The organism is Oxalobacter aliiformigenes (assembly GCF_027116575.1).
Classification (GTDB): domain Bacteria; phylum Pseudomonadota; class Gammaproteobacteria; order Burkholderiales; family Burkholderiaceae_D; genus Oxalobacter; species Oxalobacter aliiformigenes.
Genome location: NZ_CP098252.1, coordinates 1027508 through 1051332 on the forward strand (window position 1 = coordinate 1027508; position 23825 = coordinate 1051332).

Here is a 23825-nt window from a genome sequence, read left to right on the forward strand (position 1 = left end):
TCCCTTTCGATTTACGGTTGATGAAAACTTTGGAAAGAAGTGGCGTGGCATCTTGTCTGACAGTGAAAAAAAAGCGCATTCGGACAAACTGTCTGGACTCGCTTCCGGGAAAGGAAGCCGGAATCTTCAGGTATAAAACCGGCCCTTGCGGCAGGGAATTTCTCCGGTGGGTGCAGGATCATTCCCGGAAACCGGCATGTGCCGGCTCGCTGTCCAGAATGCCGGGGGGCGTCAAGATGTCCGGCTATGGCGGGCAGCCGTTGCTGTTCCCCTTCGTCTGTCTGACAGAATCCGGGGACGTGCCGCTGTCGTCAGGAAATGAAGTCGGGGTTGCCGTTTTTCCCTGTACGGAGACGCTTTTTCGCGGGCGGAGGATTTTTGTCCTGTACAATAGCGCTTCACCAAAAACGGGAAAGGATTTTTTCATGAGTGCACCGGATGAGCTGGGAGATGAATTCGTTTCGAAAAAAGTGCTTCAGGCACTGGGGATCGATGTACCCGAAGATGCGCTGGGCTTTTATGTGAAGGACAAGACGCTTTATATCGAGGCGATGCAGACGGGAGACGATCCGGGCCCCCTGATGATTATGGTCGATACGGTCGAGGTTCCCTTGTCCGATGAGCAGGTACAGCGCCTGAAAGACGGGGGATTCTACAGCAGCAAGGGGTTCCGGCTGGGATAAGCGGCCGGGTCGGGTATTGGCGTTTTTCCTCCGGAGCCTGTTCCGGTTTTCCGGGATGCTACGGCCACAAGCCATTGCGGCGACGGGGCAACGGATTTTGTTTTTTGAATGCCCGCTATCTCTTTTCATCACCCTGGTCGCAGGGTGGACATTTCCGGGAAATACCGGAGGAAGAGCCAGCGTGCGCAGACCGGACACCCCATCCGGGGAAAGTGTGAAAAATGGATGGACAAAAGCCGCTTTCGGTTCGGAAGCCGGCAATCTGTAACCATACGGGAGCGTTCCGTCCGGTATGTCCGGTGTCTCGTCCTGTTGCGGGGTGAGATGGGTATTTTGTCCGGACGCTGTTTCGGGAAACGTCTGACAGATACCTGTCGGTTCAGGTTGTTGCCGAACCGGTTATGACAGGCAGCGTCCGTCAATTCCCGCAGGCGCCGGTTAGGCGCAAGGTGTCCGGACAGGGGACAGATTTGTTACGGAAAGGCTGATGCCGGAAGAACCGGCAGGGGGGCGTTTCGGCCGGTCCGGCTGACGCAGGTGCCTGTTGCTGTTTTGTGGGAACAGAGCCTTTGTTTTCGATGTATTGGCAAATATCCTTGCGAACGGTTTTTTCATGACGGGTTGCCGCTGGTTGCCCGCCGGAGGACGATTGGTTTCGGGATGGAGGTCCGGGATATTTCGGGTCTGTCCGGAAAGCGGGCCGATAAAAGACCGGTTGCCTTTTGGGAAAACGGGAAAAGAATCCGGAAAAAGCGCCCGGGAGTGACCGGGACAGGCCGAAGGACATCCCCGTAAAAAAGGTGCCGGCATGCCGGGAAACGGTGGATAACAAAAAGCCCCTTTTTTGAGGAGGGGCTTTTGAGAGAGAGTAGATGCAATTTTGGTAAAGAGTGCGTTTGTGAATCTATGGCTATTCAGTAACGTCTCAGTGGTTGTCATTTTACGCAGGTTTAATCTTCTAGGAAATCATAAAAAACAGGATTATTATTTCGTTTTTGTCGAAGTATTCGTGAAGCCAGACTCCAAGCGGGCTGAGCGTGTATTTCGTTGTTTTTACGACGATATTTTTTTTGCGGATGACGTGTCGGCCCATCCGTTTTCTGTACTTTCCGGCAATTTTTTCTTTCGAAAACATGTTGACCGGAAAGGTCGGCCCGACCGGTTTGCCAAAGCGGGGTTTGCCGGGTGAAACGGAGGGCGGACCGATGCAGGATGCCGGTGGTGTTTTCCCGTTCTGGCGGGTACCGGAGATCCGGTACAAGTGGGTTTTGCCGTGCAGGGATGGCGGATTTCGGAACGTCAAAAAACGATTGAAATCGATGGGGCAAACAAATCGTGCCGGCGGTTTTTTCCGGGTGGGCAGGTGGCTGGACAATAGACGGGAAGCGGAAACCTGTATGCAGGAAAGTTTGACCGGTGACGGTTCGGGGTGGTGTGCCCGGCGGGATGCTCCAGTGTACGGACAGGGCTGAGATAAACGTATGTTTGTCATTTCATCATGAAAGCGGCTATATTGATTCGTCTGTCGTGTTTTTTGAAAGGTGGTTTTTACATGGAATCTCGCTGGAATCCCGCTCTTTATTTGCAGTTCGAATCGGAACGGACGCGTCCGGCCAGGGAATTGCTGGCGCGGGTCGATCCGGTTCGCGTCCGGTATGTGACCGATCTGGGATGCGGGCCGGGCAACAGTACGGAATGGCTGGTGAAGGCATGGCCGGATGCGCTGGTCACGGGACTGGACAATTCGGCTTCCATGCTGGACGCGGCCTGCCGCCGGCTTGAAAAAGCCCGCTTCGTTCTGGGCGATATCGGCCAGTGGAAACCCGGGAGATTGCAGGATGTGATTTTCGCCAATGCGTCGCTGCAATGGCTTTCCGGACATGAACTTCTGTTTCCCCGGCTGGCCGGTTATCTGGAAAAAGGCGGGGTTCTCGCCGTCCAGATGCCGGACAATCTGGACGAACCGACGCATGTCCTGATGCGTGAAACGGCAGAGGAACCCGGCTGGTGCGACAAAATGGGCGATGCCGGCGCTTTCCGCCAGCGCCTGCTTCCGATGGAAGCGTATTACGATCTGCTGGCGGAGGCGGATTGTACCGTCGATATGTGGAAAACGATTTACTGCCATGTCATGCCTTCGGTGGAAGCCATCGCGCAGTGGCTGAAAGCGACCGGATTGCGTCCGTTTCTTGTCCGGCTGGACAAGGAAGAACAGGCACTTTTTCTCGACCGTTACATCACCCGGCTGAAAACTGTTTACCGGCCACGTTCGGACGGAACCGTCCTGCTGGCTTTTCCCCGGCTGTTTATGGTTGCGAAACGGCGGTAATAGGTTTTTCGGTATTTCCCGCAGGGCAAAGCGTTTGGTGTGACATGGTGATTGTCCGTCCACTTTATAAATGCGGGCGGGTTTGCTCCTGTGTGTTTGTTGTTTATCCATCCCGTTTCCAGGCAGTATCGCCCGGCCTGCCGGGGAAAACCCGCGCCTTTCCGGTTCTCTTGCATCTGCAGATAAGTCCTCAGAAAGAGCGTTTCAAACCGAGACGGAACTCGAATTCCTTCGTATAACGACCGCCGTCCTCACGTTCGATCTGGCCATACACTTTGGTGGTCTTATTCAGCTCCCAGTCCAGTCCGGCTCCGTAATAAAACCGCGTTCCCATCATCCGGTCTTCCTCGAACGGAGTTTCATTCAGAGCGATTTTCTGCTCTCCCGACAGCTCATGATTGATCCCCGCTTTCAGGTAATACTGCCCCTTGCGGTTTCCTTCCAGCTCCAGATCCCGTCCTGCCACCAGTCCGAGCCTTCCGGTCAGTGTATCGGCATCATCCTGTTTCACCCGCATACCGTTATCCATATGGAAAGAATCGCCATTGACGTGATACCAGGAAAGCTGAACCTGCGGTTCGACAAACCATGTCCGGTCATGACCAAGCCCGGCGAATTTGCGGCCGACTTCTGCCGACAGGCCAAATCCCCAGTTGTGATATTTGCCTTTGGTTTCCTGTCCGTCAAGCATATTCGTGGAAATCTTTTGACCGTAACGGTCGACAGTAGCGACGAAATCGGCGTAAGACCCGTTTGCGTGGGTCCAGGTGGCATACAGATTGAAACCCTGTGAATCGGCATCGCCTGTGGCGTGATATCCTTCATGGCCATGCGTTTTCTGATCGGCGACAGTGGCGCGGAAACCGGCGCCGACGAGCCAGTGGTCATCGATAGCATGATCAAGCCCGAGAGAAAGAGAATAAACCTCCTGACGGAAGCGGGTAGAGACATAACCGGAGAGGACATCCTGCCATCCGGAGAAAGAAGCCCATAAACCATCTCTTGCGCCATCACGGACTTCGCCGAGGCGTTTGCGCAGATCCGTCAGATTGTTCTGGTACAAGGCATTCTGGGCTCCACTCGCAGCCATGGCCAAAACCGCTTCGGCTGTGGGGGTCAGTTCCGGGGTATTGTCTTTTCCTGTGGCACGGGTCAGGTACCATTCGGTGGCGCCTTCCGCCGCATTGCGGCTGGACAGTTCATACAGATAGACTCCCGCATCGACTTTTCCACCCGGGTTGGCCAGGGAGAACGTCGCGTTTCCGGATGCATCGCTGACGATATACTGTGTTTCCCCAACCGTTGCTGTACCGGATGAAGCGACCAGAATGCCATGTTGTCCCGAAGCGGTTCCCGTAATGACCAGTTTGTCCGTTTCGCCCGTGGAAAAATCGGTATCCGCCTTGACAAGCCCGTTGTTTCCGCCCAGATCGTGCGTTGTTACCGTCTGGAAGCCGGAAATATGGCTCATATTCAGCGTACCGCCCGAAAGATGCAGATCCGTCAGTCGTGAATCACGGGTGACATCCCAGTAAGATGCAGGGCCGGCAAGATTCACCAGTATCCGGTTTGCAGATGATGGCGTCAGGTCGGAATAGCCTTTGAACTGTACGGTACCTTCTCCGGCTTCGTTAATGGCGATTTTGCCGTCACTTTCGGCATGCAAACGGCTTTCTTCCAGAAAATGGGCATAAAAATCCTTTTGAATTGTCAGCGTTCCCAGATCGACTGTCGCAGCTGTTTTCGCTTTGACAATGGCCGATTCTTCAATGTTCAGCGTGCCTCCTGTCGATACCCTGAAACCGTTCTGTTCATCACCGTTTCCGGCGACGGTGACCTGTACCCGTTTGAGAGTGACAGTGGAACCCTGTTCGGATACGGCGAAGCCGTCCGCTCCCTGTCCGGTCGCGGTTGTATCGGTTACTGAAACGATAGCGGAATTCGCATCAAGCGAACTGCCGTCTGTGACAGCAATTCCGGCAGGTGCGGCTGAATTGACCATGATCTGAATGTCATGTGCCGTCAATTGACTGTTTCGAGATAAATGAATACCAAGACCCTGTACGGCAGCCTCTGAAACGTGAACGTTCATATCATCTGCCTGCACAACAGACGCATCGTCACCTATCACCCCCCATGCGTGTTCGCCGCCTTTCGCGGTAATATCCGCGATCCCCTTAAAAACGGCTTGTCCACCCAGCAGATCGACACCGATATTCATGTCCGAATATCCTGATGCATCTACCGTGAAATCACCCGAAAAACTGGCAAAGGAATTGTCCAGCAGCAGTCCGGATGCCTGATTTCCCTGACCGGTTACGGTGATCCCGGTTGCCGCAAATTCGCCCCGGCTGCCATCCCAGAAAGCAATACCATATGCACTGTCCGCTTTTCCATCAAGATGAACGTCCAGATTGCCGGCAAAAGATATTGAGGCACTTCCGCTTCCGTCATCGAAAAGACTGATTCCACGCATAACCGTCGGGGAAGATAATCCATTTACCGTAACGACAGATGGACTGTTTTTATCCGTTACATCCAGACGGGTGCTGCCGAGAACAATCCCCGCCAAATCGTCCTCATTGGTATTTAACAGGATGTCCACTGATGAATATTTCTGATCAGTGTCCTGCCAATATCCCATCCCATACCATCTGCTGCCGGTGTATTCAAACGGGTCCGCGGCAAAAGCGCTGCTGCACAAGGCAATGGCAGCAACAGCCACTCCGGTTTTTCCGGCATGTGTACGCAGATTTTCGCTGCCGACCATGTAAAGGTCGCGCGCACGGTTGTATATGATTTTGAAGATTCGGTTCATTGCCGTTTCCGTAAAAAATGAATGAGTCACCGGAATCCGGTGTTTCTGTCACTCCGTTATCCCGTCACGGCAAATCCCCGGTCATACCTGAAGGTGTCTGTTTCCGTTAATGCACATTAACGGTATGTCATATTGTGTATAACATATTGATTAGATTGTGTTTTTTTGACTATGAGGATCTTGTTTTCAAAAAAATGGATGTGGATTAAAGAGCGGTAATCCGGTAAATTCGCGGAAAGGGCTCCTGTAACCCCTTCTGGTAAATAGAAAATCCGGTTTCTCGAAGAAATGCTTGAATGTCGGTTAATGTGCATTAACAGATGTTACATTTATTCAACATTCCGATTTTCCCTTGTTCCGTTGAACGGGATCTGCCGTCCGGCAGAGCAGACGACCGGAGAGTTTTGCTCGTAAAGGAGGGGGAACGGTCAAGCCGGATGCATCCTGTGCAGGCAGACCGGATGGTGTCATGCCAACAGAACTTGCGGCGGTTTCAGGCATCCTCGCCGGAAGTCGTCCGTTTTCTGTCTGGCGAAGGTGGGAGAATGTCGGAGAAGAGCGTATGGTGAGGTTTCCTGAAAAAAAAGCCCCGCAGGTCTGGGGGGCTTGTACAAGGAAGGAGTGTATTGCGTTCGCCAGGAATGTGACCGGACAGCGGAATGTTCAGTCCGTTTCCCTGACATATCCATCTTACGCGTCGTTGATATTCGGATGAACAAAATAAATAAAGACGGTTTCTTCGATTTTATCGAAGAATTTCCCCGGTTTTTTTTCATGGACGGTCCGGGGCGGAAAAAACGGCCGGCGGCGAGATCGGCTTCTTTGTCCGAACTGCACGGACAGAATGACGGAAACGGTATCGTGCGGCTTTTCATCGGGTATACTGGAAGACGGGCATCATTCGGGTTTTCCGGCTGTTCCGGTTTATGAAAGGAGGCTGTCGTGCTGTCTTCGCTGTCGATACGCAATTTCCGTTCCATTCTCGATATGACGGTGAATTTCTCGTTTGCCGAGAAAAAGGCGCCGGCCGGTTTCCGGGATTCGGACATCGTTTTTTTCGCGGAACCCAAAAAGCATGTGCGGCTGGTGCCGGCGCTGGCCCTGTACGGTTCGAATGCATCGGGCAAATCCAATGTGCTGATGGCGCTGGGGACTTTCCGTGATTGCGCCGTTTCCGGTGTGCAGGGCAAATTCCATCCGGACAAGCTTCATCCGGAATGGCGCACGACGGCTTTCGAGGCGACGATCGTTCGTGACGGAAAGCGTTTCGTCTATGCCATCGAGTATGACCGGGACGAGTTCCGGAAGGAATCGCTGGCGGTGGACGGGACGGTGCTGTTTTCGATCGATGGGGATCGCCGCTCTTTCGGTTCTCTTGCCACGCCATCCTATCCCGCCGCGCGGCTGGAAGAAATTTTCCGGGTGGAGTGCAGTACGCCGCTAAAGAAGCAGACGTCGTCGTTTCTGTCGGTGATCGGCAAGCGCTATCCGGGGTTGTGTCCACGGGTGACGGCCGTGTACGATTTTTTCAATGACGGCATTGTCGTGCTGAGCGAAAACAGTATCCATCTTTCGCGCGGGGTGGACATGCTGGCGGCGGTGCTGGAAAAAGCGGACGATCCCGATCCTGTCCGGCACGCTTTCGAACGGATTACCGATCTGTTGGAGAATCTGGATATCCATATCAACCGGATGGAACTGAGCCGCCGGCGCATCCGGCTCGACCGCGATGCCCGGGAACGCAATTATCTCGATGTCGATCCCGAGTTTCTGACCCGGCTGACCAGTTTCCAGAAAGAGGGTGACGATATTGTTCTGAATACGGACCGCATCCGTTCGTTTCATCAGGACGCCGACGGCCGGGAGGTCGAGTTCGATTTCATGACGGAAGAATCGAGCGGGACGCAGATTGTGGCGGGGCTTTTGGGGGTTTTTCTGGCGGTGCTTGAATCCGGCGGTGTGGTGGCGGTCGATGAGCTGGACCGGTCGCTGCATCCGCTTTTGCTGATCGAACTGGTGCGCCTGTTCAAGGACAGGCGGTATAACCCCCGGGGGGCCCAGCTGGTTTTCACCGTGCACAATACGGATATTCTGGATGCGGCTCTTTTGCGCGTTTCCGAGGTGGGCATTATCACGAAGACCCTGCAGGACGGTTCGACGCTGGCCCGGATTTCGGATTTCGCGGGGGTCGGCAATATCGCCAGTTTCAGGAAGCAGTATCTGACCGGCTGTTTTTCGGGCATTCCTTTTCCTTATATCTGAGCGGCATGAGAAAAAAGAAACGCAAACCGCTGATCGAGACCGTCGTCGTCATTTGCGAAGGGTCGTCGGAAAACGTCTATTTGCAGGAACTGAACCGCTTTTTCCGGGAACACCGGATCCCGCTTGCCTTTGCCCCGAAGATTATCGGCAGCGGCGTGTACAAGGCGGCGGTGAACCGTTACCGGGATGCGCGGCGCGAGATGAAAAACGCTGAGATCGTGATCTGGGTGGACAGGGATATTTATATGAACAGCCAGAAGAAACTGTATGAAAACAAGCCGGATACCGTTCCGGATTTCCTGTTTTCACGCATGAATTTCGAGGATTTTCTGGCGCTGCACATGGACCGCAAAACGCTGATGCGCTGGCAGGCCGTGTGTGAGGAACACGACCATTTTTCCGAGCCGATGTGTTCCGGTATTTATTTGCCGTTATACAAGGTGGCGTGTTTTCCGCATTACCGGAAAGGCAAATTGCCTTTCAGGATCAACGACGAGTCGCTTTCCCGTCTTTTCGCCAACCAGAAACGCAGACAGGTCCGGTTCCGGTGCGATTTCGGCACGTTTCTGGAAGAGCGGATGCTGATCGTGGAGCAGCGGGAAGAGGAGTGAAGAATAAAAGATGTTCTGGAAAAGTAATTCATGGTTGAGAAGATTGTAAACAAGTTATCTGACAGCCTGAAAAAACTGTCACCGAACATTTTCGAAGAAGCGTATTCGGCGGCTCTGGCGGACAAGGATCGTCCATCATGGTGTCTTTTGCCCGTGGGTACTTGTATGAAAATCGTATATGAGCATTTGCAGGGGTTACGGAGACGAACAGGGCTTTTTGACGGGGTCATGTATGGTGCGCATATGCTATCCTGTATTGGTGCATGGCGTTTGACGAAAGATATCATCCGTCTTGATGAAACCGTAAAAGATACCATTATCTCGACACAGTTTACCGGCGATTTGCCGGTTGATCTTTATTCCATATGCCATCGTGGTGCATGTATGTGGAATTTATGACACCTGAATATATCGGATTCTTTTTTTTGCTTGAAAATGCCGAAAAACCGGAATTACGTATCTGGTGGGTGAAACCTGAACCGCTGGAATTTGTCAGTATCCCGATCCGTCTGGGAAATTGGACTTTGCAGGAAGCTGTCAAGAAAGCCAACGAGTATGCGCGACGATACAGCAGATCATCATAAACATATGAGGATCATTATTTGACGGAAGCGGTCAACGTCATTATTTATTTGTGTTCAGAAAATGCCGAGTATGCTCCGGAAGATGCACGACCTGTTCATCCACAGCCCAGAAAGACCAAACGTGGTATTCGGTTTTTCCCGGCAGACAAACCGAAAATCTGGCAGGTCGGAAAACAAACTGGTGAGAAACTTCGTACAGAATTCCGTCATTCCGGAAACAGTAGAAACAGACGTCCCCATATCCGGCGTGCCTACTGGCATGGGTACTGGACGGGAGCGAAAACAGCAGAGAAGCGGAATTTCATTGTGAAATGGATTCCGCCGGTTTTTGTCAGAGGAGAAAGAATTTCCGGGATAGGCGAATGACAGGGTTTTTCAAGCCCCACGTTTCAGGAAAGCGTCCTGTTTCGCCTGATTGCCAGGAATCACTGGTTTGCTGTAAGGAATGCCATGTATGATGATCTGTGTCCGTTGCGCGGGCCGACATGCTTTTGCATTTTCCCGTTTCGTCGAATAGTTTCCGATGGTGGTTTCCCCAGTCGTCCATCATCCGGATGATGGGAACAAATGATTCACCCGGGCTGGTCAGAAAATATTCTACTTTCAGCGGGACGACCCGATAAACGGTTTTGCGGAAAATGCCGGTTTCCGTGTACCGGTATGTCATGAGCGTGTGCAGCGATCGGATGTGTTGCAGGCTTGTGGCCCGGGTGTGGCCGGTATGGCGCGGGGCGTGCAGTGGCGAAAAAGGCGGACATCCGGGAAAGAAGGGGGATGTCCGCCATGAGAAGCCCTAGCGGTTTTTCCGGTTTTTCAGGGCCGCTTCAAGTCGTTCGAGCGCCAGTTTCAGGATGACGGCGGGACAGGCGATGTTGATGCGTGCGAAACCTTCGCCGCCGGGACCGAAGATTTCGCCGTCGTCCAGCCAGAGGCCGGCTTCGTTCACGATGAAATCATCCAGTGTCTTGCCTTTCATGCCCGTGCCGGAAAAGTCGAGCCAGGGCAGGTAAGTGCCTTCCGGTTCGATCAGGGTCACGCCCGGCAGGCGTTTTTCGGTGAACTGGCGCAGTATCGCCAGATTGCCGGTCAGGTAGGTCAGCAGGGCATTGAACCATTCTTCCCCTTCTTCGTATGCGGCCTGTGCCGCGACCAGTCCGGCCGTGTTCATCTGGCTGTATCCGGTCGCGTCGATTTCCTGCCGGAATTTGCGGCGGATTTCCTCATCGGCGATGAAGATGTTCGAGACTTGCAGTCCGGCGATGTTGAATGTCTTGCTGGGGGCCGTGCAGATGACGGCTTCCCGAAGATACGGGTCGCCCAGTGTGCCGAACGGTGTGTAGGCATGGCCCGGGAATGCGAAATCGGCATGGATTTCATCGGAAACGATTTTGACGTCATGGGCCCGGCAGATGTCGGCCATTGCCGTCAGTTCGGCTTTCGTCCAGATGCGGCCGACCGGATTGTGCGGATTGCACAGGATGAACAGCCGGACTTTGTTGTCGATGATCTTGCGTTCGAAATCGGCCAGGTCGATGGTGTAACGGCCGTTGCACAGTACCAGCTGGTTCTCGACCAGTTTGCGGCGGTTGTCGCGAATGGAGGCGGCAAACGGGTAATAGACCGGCGGCTGGATCAGGATGGCATCGTTTTCTTTCGTCAGAGCCCGGATGGCCGCGCAGAGGGCGAAGACCACGCCCGGTGTCCTGACGAGCCATTCTTCCCTGACGTCCCAGTGGTGACGGCGGGAGAACCAGTTTTGCAAGGCGCTGAAATAGCCGGGTTTCGGTTCCGAATAGCCGTAGATGGCGTGTTCCGTCATTTTTTTGAGGGCGGCGGTGACTGCGGGCGGACACCGGAAGTCCATGTCGGCGACCCACATCGGGATGACGTCTTTCGGCTTGCCGCGGGCTTCGGCGAAATCGACCTTGAGCGAGCCGGTGCCGGTGCGGTCGATGATTTCATCGAAGTGGTACGGGTCGTCGCGGCTGACGGCGATATCCATAGCCCGGGCCAGATCGGCGATCAGGTCGTCCGCGCTTTCCAGCCCGACGGAGAGGCGCAGCAGGCGATTGGTGATGCCGCGGGCATTGCGTTCGTCTTCGGGAATGGCGGCATGGGTCTGGGTGGCCGGATAGGTGATCAGCGTTTCCGTTCCGCCGAGGCTTTCGGCGAACCGGATGAGCGAAACTTTTTCGAGGATGTTTCTGACCAGTCCTTCGCCACCGGCCGCTTCCGTGACTTCGAACGAGATCATCGCACCGAAACCGGAGGCCTGTCCAAGCGAGATGCCATGTCCCTTGTGGGTGGGCAGTCCCGGGTAATGCACTTTGCCGATTTTCGGGCACGATGCCAGCCAGAGCGCGATTTGCCGGGCCGTTTCTTCCTGTTTTTTCAGGCGTACGGAAAGGGTTTTCAGGCCGCGCAAAACGAGCCAGCTGTCGAACGGCGCCAGTGCCGCACCGGTGGTGAGCCGGATGAACTTGAGTTTTTCGGCCAGTTCGTCCGTGCGGCATACCAGTATGCCGGCTACGGTGTCGTTGTGTCCTGCCAGATATTTGGTCGCGCTGTGCAGTACGATGTCGGCGCCCAGCTCGAGCGGGCGCTGGAAAACCGGTGATAAAAACGTGTTGTCCACGATCAGAAGGATCCGGTGTCGTCTGGCGATACGGGCGATGGCCCGGATATCGGTGACGTGCATGAGCGGATTGGTCGGCGTTTCGATGAAAATGGCTTTCGTTTCGGGCCGGATGAGCGCTTCGGTTTTTTCCGGATCGGATGTGTCGGCCCAGTCGAACGAAAGTCCGTTTTTCATCGAGATGCGGTGAAAGAGACGCCAGCTGCCGCCATACAGATCATCGGATGCCACGATATGGTCGCCGGGCGAGAACATTTCCATCAGTGCGGTGGCGGCTGCCATGCCGGAAGCGAAGGCCAGTGCGGCCGAACCGCCTTCCAGTTTCGCCATGGCCGCTTCCAGTGCGTCACGCGTGGGGTTGGTATCACGGGTGTAGTCATAGCCGGTGCTCTGGCCCAGTGCGGGATGGGCGTAGGTGGCTGTCTGGTAGATCGGGGTCGAGATGGCACCGCTTTTGTCGGTGTCCACCTTTCCCCCGTGGATACAGAGGGTTTCCAGTTCCATTTGTTCGTCTCTTTTTTATTGTTTCAGGTTAACGCCGCCATTTCAGTTATCGGGAAACAGGGCGGTGGACAGGTAGCGTTCACCGTTGTCGGCCAGGAGGGCGACGATGGTCTTGCCACGGTTTTCCGGACGTTTGGCCAGTTGGGTGGCCGCCCAGAGGGCCGCACCGGACGAGATGCCGACCAGTACGCCTTCCGTATGGGCCAGTGCCTGTGCCGTGGTAAAGGCGGCTTCGTTCGGTACCGGCAGGATTTCGTCGTAAATGGCGGTATCCAGTACCCTGGGCACGAATCCGGCGCCGATTCCCTGAATCTTGTGCGGGCCGGGTTTGCCGCCGGACAGAACCGGAGAGCTCTCCGGTTCGACCGCGATGACCCTGATGGCCGGATTCTTTTCTTTCAGGAACGCGCCTGTTCCGGTCAGCGTGCCGCCGGTGCCGACACCGGCGACGAAGATATCGACCTTGCCGTCCGTATCGCGCCAGATTTCCGGGCCGGTGGTTGCCTTGTGGGCAGCCGGGTTGGCCGGATTGTCGAATTGAAGGGGGACGAAGCTGCCCGGGATGGACGCGGCCAGTTCCTGCGCTTTTTCGATGGCGCCTTTCATGCCTTTGGCGCCTTCGGTCAGAACGAGTTCGGCGCCGTAGCCGCGGATCAGTTTCTGGCGTTCGACGCTCATGGTGTCAGGCATGGTGATGATGATGCGGTAGCCGCGGGCGGCCGCCACGGCGGCCAGACCGATGCCGGTATTGCCGGATGTCGGTTCGATGATGGTGGAGCCGGGGACGAGTTTGCCGTCGGCTTCGGCCGCGTCGATCATGGCTTTGGCAATGCGGTCCTTGACACTGCCGGCCGGGTTGAAATATTCCAGTTTGGCGAGGATGGTTGCATCCGGCGCGTTTTTGGCATTATAGCGGGTCAGTTCCAGCAACGGGGTGTTGCCGATCAGATCGGTGGCGCTTTTGGCGATATTGGACATGGTCACTCCTTGAAATTTGGTTAAATCAATCAAATCGGTTGAAGATCGGAAAAAACAGTCAATCGGAACGGATGAACCGGATAGTCCGGTTCAGACCGGACACATTCGGAAGGGAAAACGACAACAGATGGACGCGGCAGGAAAAAAGGGGATGGTCCCTGCTTCTTTCGGCAGCAAGACGCTTGCCATACGGCGGCGGTTTTCCGTCGCGGCGGGTATTGGAAAGTCCGGAATGGATGTGTCCGGAGATGGCCTGTTCATGTTGTCTCCCTGGTTTTTTGTATAAAACGGTTTTTATATGACGAAATCATAGGCGTCAGTGCACGGTTCGGTCTGGTGCCGCTCAGCCAGCTCTTTTAAGGTCGTCGAGTTCAGATAATCGAGTATGACCTTGTGCAGACCTTCCCAGAAATGAACGGCCGTGCAGTTTTCGTAACGCGGGCACAGGTTCGGCGTGTTTTCCAGACAGGAAACGCAGGCGAAATCGCCTTCGATCGGCCGCAGAATGTCCCCGATCGTGTATTCTTCCGGAGCGCGGGAAAGCCGGTAACCGCCCTGTGGCCCGCGCACACTCTGGATCAGGCCGGCCTTGCCGAGCGCGGTGGCGATCTGTTCCAGATATTTCGGTGAAATATCCTGCCGTGCGATCACGTCTTTCAGCGACGTGTAACTGTCGCCGCCGTGTTGCACCAGATCGATCATGAAGCGCAGTGCGTATCGTCCTTTGGTCGAAATTTTCATTTTGCGTTGTCCAGTGTCCTGAAAAGCAGTGAATTGTCCGTAAAAATGAATCGGTTTCCATTATTATACCTATTTCCTATATGAAAGCTAGGAATTTATGGAAATTTATTGTTTCGCGGGAATTTCCGGCGGATTTTTTTCCGGCCGATCCGGCAAAAAGCGCTTGAAAAAAAGGAAGAGTCCGTATTAAAATGAAACGGCGGGGACTTGATGGACGGTTTCCCCGGAAACCGGAACCGATCGAAAACCCCATACGCGGCTTCGCCAGAGCCGCATTTTCTTTTTGGACGGGCCGGCAGGTCTCCATCCTCTTTGCCACTTTCTTTTTTTGTTCCGTTGTCCTGTTTCCGGAGGCCTGCGTCGGTCTGATGGAGCTGTCAATGCGCCGTTCTCCGGCTTGGGAACCGGGTGAACAAGGGACGGATTCGATCAAACGTGTTTTTCGGCTCTCCGGGAAAAACCGGTTTCCCCGGATGTTCCGGTCTTTTCTCCGGGTTTTGCCGGGCCGGGGGCGACGGGGCATTTGGCCTTTTCCGGAGCGACAAAACAATCTGCCGGTTTTTTCGCCATGCCGCTCTTTGGGCTGTTTTCCGTCGATTCCAGTTAGTTTTTATCGATGATTCCAAAAGAATACATCAGGAAAAACAGAAGAATTATTCGATAAAATTATTATTTGAAATCATAGGGTTAGGCCATTTTTTAGGGCATTTTCATCGATTTTCGTGATTTTTGCCGAAAAATCCGAATAAATACGTCTGAAAAACCTTCTTGAAGCCGTATCGGACATGTTTTAAAACATGACTTGTCGCCTTCACGGATGCTCTCCGGTGAAAAAAAGGCAACATTGAGTTCAACATTAAACCTTATGGAGCGTCAGTTTTGAAAAATGAAAGCAGGAGAGCGAGTTTTTGAAAAATCAAGGTGAATATGATGTCTACTCAAACCAAATCCCAGGTCGTTGGCTCTTTTATCGGAGCTGTTTTTGTCTGTTTTCTGGCAATCGGTGTCATTCTGGGCTCCGCATACGGTTCCCGGCAGAAAGCGGAATTCAATCCGCTGCCTTATGCATTGGGAAGTGTTTATGATGCGGATACTTTCTCCGGTCTCAGCACTCATCATGCCAGTTATGATGTAGACGCCAGCGCAAACCGGAGCTGATCCGGTTTTCCGGTTCCGGTACGCACCGTCTGGCGCGTACCGGAACCGGAAGCGATCCGGCAAAACGGTTTTTTCCTGTGTTGCCCGTCATTTCGCATTTTCTTCTCCGTCCTTTCGCATATCCTTGCGGTTTTTCCCCTTTTTTTCGATGGTTTGTCTCTGGCCGGCAGGTTTCTGTACGGGGGATGTCTGTCCGTTTGACGCAAGGTTTTTTCCGGTTGTCCGTATGGGGAAATATCCGGCGTAACGGGTGTCCGGAGTGATCCGTTCAAGCCGGATGTTCCAGTATTGTCCGGTATGGAAAAACCGGGGGATTTGTTGCGGGGTTCCTTTGGAAGGCGGTTATTGTCGTGATACATGGTGTCTTTCTTTCCCTGAAAAGGCCGGTTGCAACCGGCAGCCCGGCTGGCGGGCAGGATTTGTCCGTTTCGGTTGGACACGGTTCCCGTGCGTTTCCGCATTGTGGGGGATTTCGGGGAATGAATGGCCGGCCGGTGTCGGCGGTATGCGGGAAACGGGATTTTGCCGGGATGAGGGGCGACCGGCCGGGCGGGTAGAGGAATCACACCGTTTTTTCATGCAGGTTCGTGCCGGCAGGGGGGTATCCGTTTCTGTTCCGGCGGGAAGAAACGGGGGGATATCGGGAAATCTCCACTTGCTGGCGGGACTGCCGGGCGGAGCCGGCTTATTCGTGGTTTTTTCGAATCTGAAAAAGTTTTTTCCCGTTTTTGTGGGAAGGCCGCCGGCTTTTTCGCCTTGCCGGTGAGGGGCTTTGTGGCCACACTGGCAGGACTCGACGAGATGAAATCCGCACTTGTTGGGATAAAAATGAATGTTGCATTTTTCGTAACAGGGGGATTGTGTTTCCCGGATGCGGATTTCGGGATACCGTTTTTATGTCGCTTCCCGGATAACGATTGCGTCCGGTTTCCCGGTCGATAACGATGACGGCGAAGTATGTTTCAGTACTCCCGTGCGCCGAAGGATTTTTCGATGTCTTCCACCGGAAGGATGGGGTGTTTGCGGAGCCCGTATTCTTTTTCGTGACTTTTCCGGAATGCTTCCCGGATTTCCGTGATGAAACGCTGTCTGAGCGGTTCGGAAACGGGAATACGTGTCAAATCGGCCATCGTGTTTTTTGCGGATATGAATTTGCCGGGGTATCCGGTTTCAGGGCGTCCTTTGCCAGAGGGCACATATGATGATACCGGTTTTTTCCGCGCCCCGGCCGGGGAGGCGCATTTTTCCGGATGTACCCGCCAGCCTTCTTTTGCCGTTGCGGCAGGAAAAAGCCGGGAATCCTTGTGCCTGATCCGGTGGATATCGCGGACGGTTTTCTTCCGCCGGCAGACTGGATTCCGTGATGTTGCCGTCCTGTGTTCTGGGACTTATTTGAGCCAGTCTTCGTCGTATTTGTCGGCCGGCCCGGCGGTTTTTTCTTTTGCCGGTCCGCCTGTTGTGCCGGACGGGGCGGGCGGTGTGGAGGGACTGCCTTGCGGCAGAGGGAGAACGGCTTGCGCCGCTTTTTCCTTTTCCAGCATGGCGTCGGCTTTTTTCTGCCAGCTTTCCGCCAGTTTCGGGTTTTTGCGCTGGCCCAGTTTGCCGTAACGGTACACGTCAGCCAGATATTCCATCGCGGCGGGATGGCCGTTTGCCGCGCTTTTTCTGAACCATTGCAGCGCCAGGGCATCCGTTTTCGTCCGGCCCGCTGCAGTCAGGACGTCGGGATGCTGGACGTAGAGGGTCGCCAGATTGTACTGGGCGTGAGCGTTGCCCAGTTTTGCCGCCCGGATGAAGTACTGCCCGGCTTTTTTCCGGTCCATTTCGACGCCCATGCCGTCGAGATAGGCCATGCCGAGATTGTTTATGGCTCTGGGGTGGCCTTTTTCCGCCGCTTTGGCGAACCATTCGGCGGCACGGGCATAATTCTGGGGGGTGCCGTGGCCGAGGTAGTGGAGTTGTCCCAGATTGACCATGGCGGAAACGTTTCCTTGCACCGCGGCGGCTTCGTACCATTTGCGGGCGGTGGCGAAGTCCTGCATGACGCCGGTTCCGCTGTCGTAGAGGTAGCCGAGGTTGTTCTGGGCGGGGGCGTATCCCTGTTGGGCCGCTTTCGTGTACCAGCGCGCGGCGCGCGGTTCGTCCTTTCCGACACCGAAGCCGGTTTCATAGAGCCAGGCCAGTGCGGTCTGGGACTGGACATTGCCCTGTTCGGCCGCCCGGTAGAACCAGCGGGCGGCTTCCAGATAGTCGCGCCTGACGCCTTCTCCTTCGCTGTAGGCGCGTCCGAGCCGGGTCTGCGCCGCCGCGTTGCCGCCTTCGGCCGCTTTCCGGTACCATTCCAGCGCCTGTTTCAGGCTGGCGCGGGTGCCGGTTCCCTTTTCGGTCAGATAGCCGAGCTTGTAGCAGGCGTCCGGAAGGCCGCTTCGGGCGGCCTTTTGATACCATTTGAACGCCTCCCGGCTGTTTTTCGCGGTGCCGAATCCTTTTTCCCATGAATAGGCCGTGTAGAGCTGGGCGACGGGATGGCCCTGTTGGGCCGCTTTCCGGTACCAGTCGAACGCTTTTCCGGGATCGGCGTCCACTCCCAGTCCCATGCTGAACATGTTGCCCAGCGCGGTTTGCACGAGCGGGTCTTTTTGCGCGTCGGGGGCCATCAGGTAGGGAAGGGCTTTTGCGTATTGCCGTTTCTGATAGAGCCGGATACCTTCTTCTGCCGGTGAAACCGGTGTTTCGGAAGCCGGCTTTTGTGTGGCCGAAGGGGGAGCACTTTTTTCCGTATCTGTCGTGCCGGAGGGGGTTTGCCCGTTCACTTCGGCGTGAAGGGGCAGGAGTGCGGATGCGATCAGGACGATGGCGGCAAGGTGTCTGAATGGGCGAAACAGGCCGGTTTGCATAATCACGGAAAAATAAGGGTTGACCGGGTGCGGTGTCCATTATGACAGGCAAGCCGGCCGATGGGAATGGTCCTGGACAGGCGGGGAGGGTTTCGCTGCTGTCCGGGCCGGTGGGGGGCTGCCCTGCGGGTGCCGGTCTTTGCCGGTTTCCGTGTGCGGGAAATTGGCAGGGGAAGGGGGCTGTTACGAATGGTTTGCCGGCCGGTGGCGGCAACCGGGAAGAGATTCTGCACGGATGTATCCGTTTTTCGCCGGTAAGGGGTGTTGCGGTATAGGGGGATGCCGGGACCTATCGCAATGAATTCGCGGTTTTTCTGTCGGGGCGATAGCGGCCTGTTTCGTGAATGGCCGGTGTACTGGCTGAAATCGTTTCACGGGCGGAGGGCTGGCCGGAAATTCCGGCGGGTGGGGCATTGCTTTCGGTGACAAGAGAGGGGCCGGGGATATTCGGGCCGTTTGCAGGCAGGATGAAGGCGGCGATGGCGGTCTGGTCCGGTTTCCGTCCACAACCCGGCAGGGTGCGGAGATGGGAGACAGCGGGCCGGAAAGATCCGGTCATTTTTCCGGCCGGGACAGGCCGGACGTTTCATCCCTGGCGGATGACGGGAGCTCTTGCGGCGCGGCGTTCAGCCATGACCGGATTTTGCCGAAGTCGGCGATGGTGTTTTTGCCGTCGGTGGAAAAGCCGGAGAGGACGTTTCTGGCTTCGTCCATTCCCTGGGCTGCCGCTTTCTCCAGCCATTGTCGCGCGATAGCGATGTTTTCGGCGTGAAGACTGTCTGCCAGAAGCAGCCGGGCCAGCCGGATTTGCGCTTCGGCATGGCCCTGGCCGGCCGCTTTTTCCAGCCACTGGCGCGCCAGTTCCGGATCGGGTGCGCTGCCCGTTCCGTCCCGGTAGAGCGTTCCCAGACGGGTCTGGGCATCGGCCAGTCCTTGCCGGGCCGCTTTTTCGATCCAGAACCGGGCTTCGCGGTAATCCTGCGGGACGCCTTCGCCCCTGAGATAGAGCAGGCCGACGCGCAGCTGGGCCCGGGCGTCGCCGTCATGGGCTCTGGACAGTTCGGCGGCCGGATCGACGGAAGGGGAGGACACGGTCGCCGCTTCTGGCGTGGCCGGTGCTTTTTCCCGCTGGCAGCCCGCCAGCGAAAAGGCAGCGATGACGAATGCGGCAAGCGTTTGGAGGATCGGTCGGGACATGGCAGGCGAAATAAAACGGTCAAAACTTTATTGTAAACCCGAAACGGGCATTATGCCGGCAGCCGGCCTGTCTGTTCGGGAACGGGATTTTCCGGCAGCCGGCCCGGGGCATGTCGAAAACGCGATGAACGGATAAAGCGGGCGGTACCCTGAATCTTTCATGGGTATCCGCTCCGGCGGTTTTCAGGAAGGAGACGGTTTGCCGGTGTGTTTTTGTACCGGATGGCCGATTGTGCCGATGCCGTCGTCCGGGGCGATCCGAAACGAGGAGCCCACCTGCCGTTTCGTTACGGATCTCCGGTGCCCGGATTTCCCTTCCGGCCTGTTTTAAGGGGGGCAGCCATGTCGTGTTTTTTCCGGCACGGTTCGACGGCGTTTTTCCGAACCGGTCGCGGCGAAAAGAGGGGTGGCCTGACGGGTGGGGGTTTTCCCGTTTGCGGCTGTCCGGCCGGTTTTCGACGGGTTATTTCGTCAGCAGAACCAGACTTCCTCCGGCGATCATCAGGCCGCCGAGTATGGCGCGCCAGGAGAGAGGTTCTTTCAGGATGATGAAGGAAAGGATGATGGTCATGACCACGCTCAGTTTGTCGACCGGAGCGACGAACGACACATCGCCGTTCTGGAGGGCCTTGAAATAGAAGAGCCAGGACAGGCCGGTGGCGACACCGGAGAGAATGAGGAATATCCAGGTGTTTTTGCCGAGGGTTCGGACTTCACCCAAATGGTTGCCGGCCAGAACGATGCCCCAGGTCAGAAACAGGATGATCAGGGTACGGATGGCTGTCGCCAGATCGGAATTGACGTCTCTGACGCCGAGTTTGGCGAAGATGGCGGTCAGGGCCGCGAAAAAGGCCGAGGCAACGGCATAGGTTTTCCACATGGCGTTTGTTCCGTTTCGTCTGAAAACAGATTGGAAAGGCACCGGGCCAGCGGCGGGAAAAATGGACTGTCGCTGCCGGAAAACGGTGCCGGACAGGCATGTTGTACACCAGATGAAAACAAGAATCAATCCGTTTTGAAAGACGGGAAAAGAAGAAGGCTTTTCCGGGCACCGTTTCCGTTCTCCGGCCAGTGTCCCGGATATGTTTTGCCGTCCGGATGGCGGTTTCTGGCGGGCGGTTTCGTCCGCGGTTTTTTGTTTCTGCCGGCTGGACAGTCAAGAGCCTGTGGAAATGGCCGTTTCCGCTGAAGTGCCGGAAAGCGGATGAAGTGTTGCGAAAAAACATCCGCTAAGAAACATTAACAGACGCCTGCAACAAGCCGATTTTCCGCGTAAGGCCTTATTTATTCGGACAAATTTTACGGAAATTTCACGGCAAAATCCATCGTGTCCGGTTGGACGGCAGCTTTTTGTTTTCATAAGAAGCCAATAAATCAACGGGTTACGAAGTTCGAAAGCACCGTTAATGTTTCTTGGAGGAAGTCGGAAACGGATGCGGGACGCGGCAGGGGGCATGGCCGGTCCGGCGAGACGATTTTGCGGTGTCGTGCGGACGGCTTGAGCGGCAAGTGTTTTCCGGGCAAGGCGCCGGGTGGCCGGTTGTGCCGGCGATATCCCGGCAGACGGCAAGGAAAATGGGAAGCATGACGGAAAACAGGATATATACCCCGCTGGAGGTCGATCTGGTCTATTTGTGGTGCGACGGTTCCGATCCGTCATTTGCCGCCCGGAAAGCCGCGCGGATGGCGGCGTTCGGCCATGTCCTGACGGAAGACAATGCGGGGGATGTGCGTTATGTCCAGCACGATGAATTGCGGTATTCCCTCCGGTCCGCCTTTGAAAACGTTCCCTGGATCCGGCATATTTTCATCGTGACCGACGGCCAGCGCCCGGTTTGGCTGAAAGACCATCCCAAAATTTCGGTGGTGGATCACCGGCAAATCATTCCTGCCGAACGGCTGCCGCTCTTTTCGTCCATTGCGATTGAAATGTATCTCGACAGGATTCCCGGATTGTCCGAGCATTTCCTGTATGCCAATGACGACATGTTTTTCAACCGTCCGCTGGAGGTGTCCGATTTTTATGACTATGACCGGTGTCCTCTCGTCTGGGCGAGCCGTGAACAGGAAAAAGAGATGACACGACAGGTGGCGGCGGATATTCTGGATGACGACGATCGCCGGGACTGGCTGAAAACCGTTGTCCGGGCGTGGATGCTGTACCGGAAAAAGCGTGGGCTGGAAATTCCCTTTTACACACCGGCCCATTCCATTGATGCCTATACAAAGACATTTTTCCGGCAGACACGGGAAGACTATCCGGAACTGGAAGAAGCCAATTCCGCGCCTTTTCGTACCGGAGATGAAATTTCCAGAGTGCTGTTTTCCTACGAGATGATCAATACTTATGAATGTCCCGTCCGGTTCACGGGCAGGGTGAATTTTTCCGCCCGTCTGCGCAACCGGTTTTTCCCTGTCGAGATGTTGACGGTAATGCGGGACAACGTCCGGAAACTGAAGCGCGATCTCGGTATTTTTCATCCGAAAACGTTCTGCTTCAACAATATCACGGACGGAAACGGTACGGAGAGCGAAAGGTTTTTGCAGGAGCGCTTTCCCCGCGCGGCCCCTTGGGAAAAATGATGCTGGCCTGGCAGGCGTTCATCCGTTGGAAGTCCCTTCTCGCAGGTTCGGCACGTTTTCCGGATCGTGACCGTTTCCGGGTTTACCGGGTTTCCGGCGGTTCCACGCAACAGGACGTTCCGCCGCTTTTGAAAAAGTATTTTCCGGACGTGGAACCCGGCCGGTCTTTGAAGGATTTTTCCCTGACCGGCTTGCTGTCGGGAAGATACCGTCTGGCTGGTCGGCCGGACAAACGGAATCTGTCGTTTTTCGGAAAAGTGAAACGCTTCGTGGTCAGGCATTTTCTCACCGATTATGAACAGGTTGCCGGGATATTCAATCTGGTGGATTCGGTTTTCCTGCCTTCACGGGAGAAAAGCTGGTTCACGCCCGGCATACATGTGGTCGAAATGTTTCGGGTACATCTTCCCGAATTTTCCGTTCGGGAAATATCGGAATATTCGCATGCTTTCACGAACCGGGTGATCTGGCTGCTGGCCCTGTTTTCGCGCAGGCGTTTCATGGAGCGTGAAAAGGGGATGACGGTATTTTGCAATGTGACCGATCCGTACCTTCTGAAAGCATACCGGCTGCTGCATCCCGGCAAAACGGTCTGTCTCCGGTTTCACGATATGCTGGAACAGGTGGCCGCGGGAAAAAATCCCGATGCATTGCGGAAAAAGCTTCATGATCTGATCGGCCGGAAAGTCATCGATCGTGCCGAATCCTATCATGAGGCCGATGCGCGGCGGCTGGATATCACGTTCAGACCGAATGCCGTGAATGGCCGTGTCATGGAAGCGGTGGATTCACCCGCCAGACATTATTTTTATGTTTTCGTCGGGATGTACAGAAGCGACGGGGATCGCTCCCGGCTGGATGGTCTGGCGGAAATACGCGAGAGGGCAGTACGGCTTTTTCCGTCGGTGGCGGGGTATATCCGTGAACACGTCATTTTGTCCGGACAGCGGTTCGGAAACCGCATTCCGTATCCGGCCTATCTGGAGATGATCGGACGCTCGGAGATCATGGTGGACATGTATCGCATCGATCCCGGCGAGGGACTGTCTTTCCGTATTCCCGAGGCCCTGCTGCTCGGGCGGAAAGTCATCACCAACCGCCTGATGGTACTGGATTGCGATTTTTACGATCCGTCACGCTTTTTCGTCATCGGCCACGATTCACCCGGGCGTCTGGAAGCGTTTCTGAAAGGCGATTTCAGGCCGCTTTCTCCTGAAATCCGGAAACGGTACGATTCGCGAGAATGGTGAATGCCGGATATGGATGGCGCGGGGCGCTTTTTTCCGGCGCGCGGAAACGGCGGGTGAAATGCACCATGCCTGTTTGCATGTAGGCGGCACATTCATGCGTGCCGGAATAAACCGTGTTCATACCGGTATGGGACGTATGCGGTCACGGCGGCAACCGGCCCGCCGGCGGCCGATGGGTGTTCCGGCCGGAACCGTATCGCGGGCCGGGATGTTTCTAGCGGAATTCGTACGTTCCGTCGGAATGATAGACGGGAGTGCCTTTCAGGTACCAGAGGTTTTCCTTGCCGGGGCGGGCCTTGCGGATGATCCCGAAGGCGTCGCCGGCACGGCGGCCGGTGCGGCAGACGAGCAGGACGGGGCCATCGGGGATTTTGTCGAGGTTCTGTTCCAGCTCCTGTACGGGAAGAAGCGTTGCGCCGGGGAGGTGGCCCTTGTCGAATTCGGCGGGGGTGCGCACGTCGATGATGGCCAGTTTCCGGCCTTGCGACCGGATCAGTTTCAGGGCGTTTTCTCTGGAAAGCGCTCCGGGAGGCGGCAGGGGAGCGGCGGCGTTCGCCATGCCGGCGAGGGCAAGAAGCACGGCGATGGCGAGGGA

General features: G+C 55.6%; 22 protein-coding genes. 11 read left to right on the forward strand and 11 right to left on the reverse strand.

Annotation, left to right across the window (positions count from 1 at the left end; genetic code table 11):
- Window positions 1-44 precede the first annotated feature (44 nt).
- The 4 genes from NB647_RS04755 (at window position 45) to tam (ending at window position 3012) form a co-directional block, all read left to right on the forward strand.
- The gene (locus NB647_RS04755) at window positions 45-683 is read left to right on the forward strand and encodes a hypothetical protein (protein WP_269284502.1); all 639 of its coding nucleotides are present in this window, start codon (window positions 45-47) and stop codon (window positions 681-683) included.
- A gap of 55 nt (window positions 684-738) precedes the next feature.
- Window positions 739-951: a hypothetical protein gene (locus NB647_RS04760; RefSeq protein ID WP_269284505.1), complete on the forward strand. Its 213-nt coding sequence runs from the start codon at window positions 739-741 to the stop codon at window positions 949-951.
- An 865-nt stretch (window positions 952-1816) separates the two neighbouring features.
- On the forward strand, window positions 1817-2155 hold the full coding sequence (locus NB647_RS04765) for a hypothetical protein (RefSeq protein WP_269284507.1): 339 nt from the start codon (window positions 1817-1819) through the stop codon (window positions 2153-2155).
- An 80-nt stretch (window positions 2156-2235) separates the two neighbouring features.
- The gene (gene tam, locus NB647_RS04770; protein WP_269284509.1) at window positions 2236-3012 is read left to right on the forward strand and encodes a trans-aconitate 2-methyltransferase; all 777 of its coding nucleotides are present in this window, start codon (window positions 2236-2238) and stop codon (window positions 3010-3012) included.
- Window positions 3013-3202: 190 nt separating this feature from the next.
- Here tam and NB647_RS04775 read toward each other — a convergent pair whose 3' ends face one another.
- The gene (locus tag NB647_RS04775; protein ID WP_269284511.1) at window positions 3203-5830 is read right to left on the reverse strand and encodes an autotransporter outer membrane beta-barrel domain-containing protein; all 2628 of its coding nucleotides are present in this window, start codon (window positions 5828-5830) and stop codon (window positions 3203-3205) included.
- 942 nt (window positions 5831-6772) lie between these two features.
- On the opposite strand from NB647_RS04775, the gene NB647_RS04780 reads away from it, so the two are divergent.
- The 4 genes from NB647_RS04780 to NB647_RS04795 are packed head-to-tail and all read left to right on the forward strand — an operon-like array spanning window position 6773 to window position 9287.
- On the forward strand, window positions 6773-8092 hold the full coding sequence (locus tag NB647_RS04780; protein WP_269265476.1) for an AAA family ATPase: 1320 nt from the start codon (window positions 6773-6775) through the stop codon (window positions 8090-8092).
- 5 nt (window positions 8093-8097) lie between these two features.
- Window positions 8098-8703, forward strand: coding sequence for a hypothetical protein (locus NB647_RS04785; RefSeq protein WP_269284513.1), 606 nt, complete (start codon window positions 8098-8100; stop codon window positions 8701-8703).
- Between the two features lie 30 nt (window positions 8704-8733).
- Window positions 8734-9102: a hypothetical protein gene (locus NB647_RS04790; RefSeq protein ID WP_269284517.1), complete on the forward strand. Its 369-nt coding sequence runs from the start codon at window positions 8734-8736 to the stop codon at window positions 9100-9102.
- Window positions 9099-9287 (forward strand): hypothetical protein, encoded by a 189-nt coding sequence (locus NB647_RS04795; protein ID WP_269284519.1) that lies wholly within the window; start codon window positions 9099-9101, stop codon window positions 9285-9287. Before NB647_RS04790 ends, NB647_RS04795 begins: the two co-directional genes overlap by 4 nt.
- Window positions 9288-9618: 331 nt before the next feature.
- Here the strand turns inward: NB647_RS04795 and NB647_RS10635 are convergent, their stop codons facing one another.
- The 4 genes from NB647_RS10635 to NB647_RS04810 all read right to left on the reverse strand — a co-directional run bounded on the left by NB647_RS10635 (window position 9619) and on the right by NB647_RS04810 (window position 14145).
- The gene (locus NB647_RS10635; RefSeq protein ID WP_416143577.1) at window positions 9619-9954 is read right to left on the reverse strand and encodes a winged helix-turn-helix transcriptional regulator; all 336 of its coding nucleotides are present in this window, start codon (window positions 9952-9954) and stop codon (window positions 9619-9621) included.
- Window positions 9955-10080: 126 nt separating this feature from the next.
- Complete coding sequence (locus tag NB647_RS04800) at window positions 10081-12426, reverse strand: PatB family C-S lyase (protein WP_269284520.1); 2346 nt, start codon at window positions 12424-12426, stop codon at window positions 10081-10083.
- Between the two features lie 42 nt (window positions 12427-12468).
- Window positions 12469-13404 carry a cysteine synthase A gene (gene cysK, locus NB647_RS04805; protein ID WP_269284522.1) on the reverse strand — a complete coding sequence of 312 codons (936 nt, stop codon included), beginning with the start codon at window positions 13402-13404 and terminating at the stop codon, window positions 12469-12471.
- A 294-nt stretch (window positions 13405-13698) separates the two neighbouring features.
- Window positions 13699-14145 carry an RrF2 family transcriptional regulator gene (locus NB647_RS04810; protein WP_269265481.1) on the reverse strand — a complete coding sequence of 149 codons (447 nt, stop codon included), beginning with the start codon at window positions 14143-14145 and terminating at the stop codon, window positions 13699-13701.
- A gap of 930 nt (window positions 14146-15075) precedes the next feature.
- Between NB647_RS04810 and NB647_RS04815 the strand changes: the two genes are divergently transcribed.
- Complete coding sequence (locus tag NB647_RS04815) at window positions 15076-15303, forward strand: hypothetical protein (RefSeq protein ID WP_269284524.1); 228 nt, start codon at window positions 15076-15078, stop codon at window positions 15301-15303.
- Window positions 15304-16265: 962 nt separating this feature from the next.
- Here the strand turns inward: NB647_RS04815 and NB647_RS04820 are convergent.
- The 5 genes from NB647_RS04820 to NB647_RS04840 all read right to left on the reverse strand — a co-directional run bounded on the left by NB647_RS04820 (window position 16266) and on the right by NB647_RS04840 (window position 20277).
- Window positions 16266-16433 (reverse strand): hypothetical protein, encoded by a 168-nt coding sequence (locus tag NB647_RS04820; protein ID WP_269284525.1) that lies wholly within the window; start codon window positions 16431-16433, stop codon window positions 16266-16268.
- Window positions 16434-16691: 258 nt separating this feature from the next.
- Complete coding sequence (locus NB647_RS04825) at window positions 16692-18200, reverse strand: SEL1-like repeat protein (protein ID WP_269284738.1); 1509 nt, start codon at window positions 18198-18200, stop codon at window positions 16692-16694.
- 289 nt (window positions 18201-18489) lie between these two features.
- Window positions 18490-18759 (reverse strand): hypothetical protein, encoded by a 270-nt coding sequence (locus tag NB647_RS04830; protein WP_269284527.1) that lies wholly within the window; start codon window positions 18757-18759, stop codon window positions 18490-18492.
- Complete coding sequence (locus tag NB647_RS04835) at window positions 18756-19397, reverse strand: tetratricopeptide repeat protein (RefSeq protein ID WP_269284529.1); 642 nt, start codon at window positions 19395-19397, stop codon at window positions 18756-18758. Before NB647_RS04835 ends, NB647_RS04830 begins: the two co-directional genes overlap by 4 nt.
- Window positions 19398-19860: 463 nt before the next feature.
- A complete protein-coding gene (locus NB647_RS04840) occupies window positions 19861-20277 on the reverse strand; it encodes an EamA family transporter (protein WP_269265485.1) in 417 nt (138 codons plus the stop codon).
- Window positions 20278-20972: 695 nt separating this feature from the next.
- Between NB647_RS04840 and NB647_RS04845 the strand changes: the two genes are divergently transcribed.
- Together NB647_RS04845 and NB647_RS04850 are read left to right on the forward strand one after the other, a co-directional pair.
- Complete coding sequence (locus NB647_RS04845) at window positions 20973-21980, forward strand: hypothetical protein (protein WP_269284531.1); 1008 nt, start codon at window positions 20973-20975, stop codon at window positions 21978-21980.
- On the forward strand, window positions 21977-23230 hold the full coding sequence (locus tag NB647_RS04850) for a WaaS/CpsH family glycosyltransferase (protein ID WP_269284534.1): 1254 nt from the start codon (window positions 21977-21979) through the stop codon (window positions 23228-23230). Before NB647_RS04845 ends, NB647_RS04850 begins: the two co-directional genes overlap by 4 nt.
- Window positions 23231-23444: 214 nt before the next feature.
- On the opposite strand, the gene NB647_RS04855 is transcribed toward NB647_RS04850, so the two are convergent.
- Entirely contained in the window at window positions 23445-23810 is a 366-nt protein-coding gene (locus NB647_RS04855) for a rhodanese-like domain-containing protein (protein ID WP_269284537.1), read from the reverse strand.
- Window positions 23811-23825 lie beyond the last annotated feature (15 nt).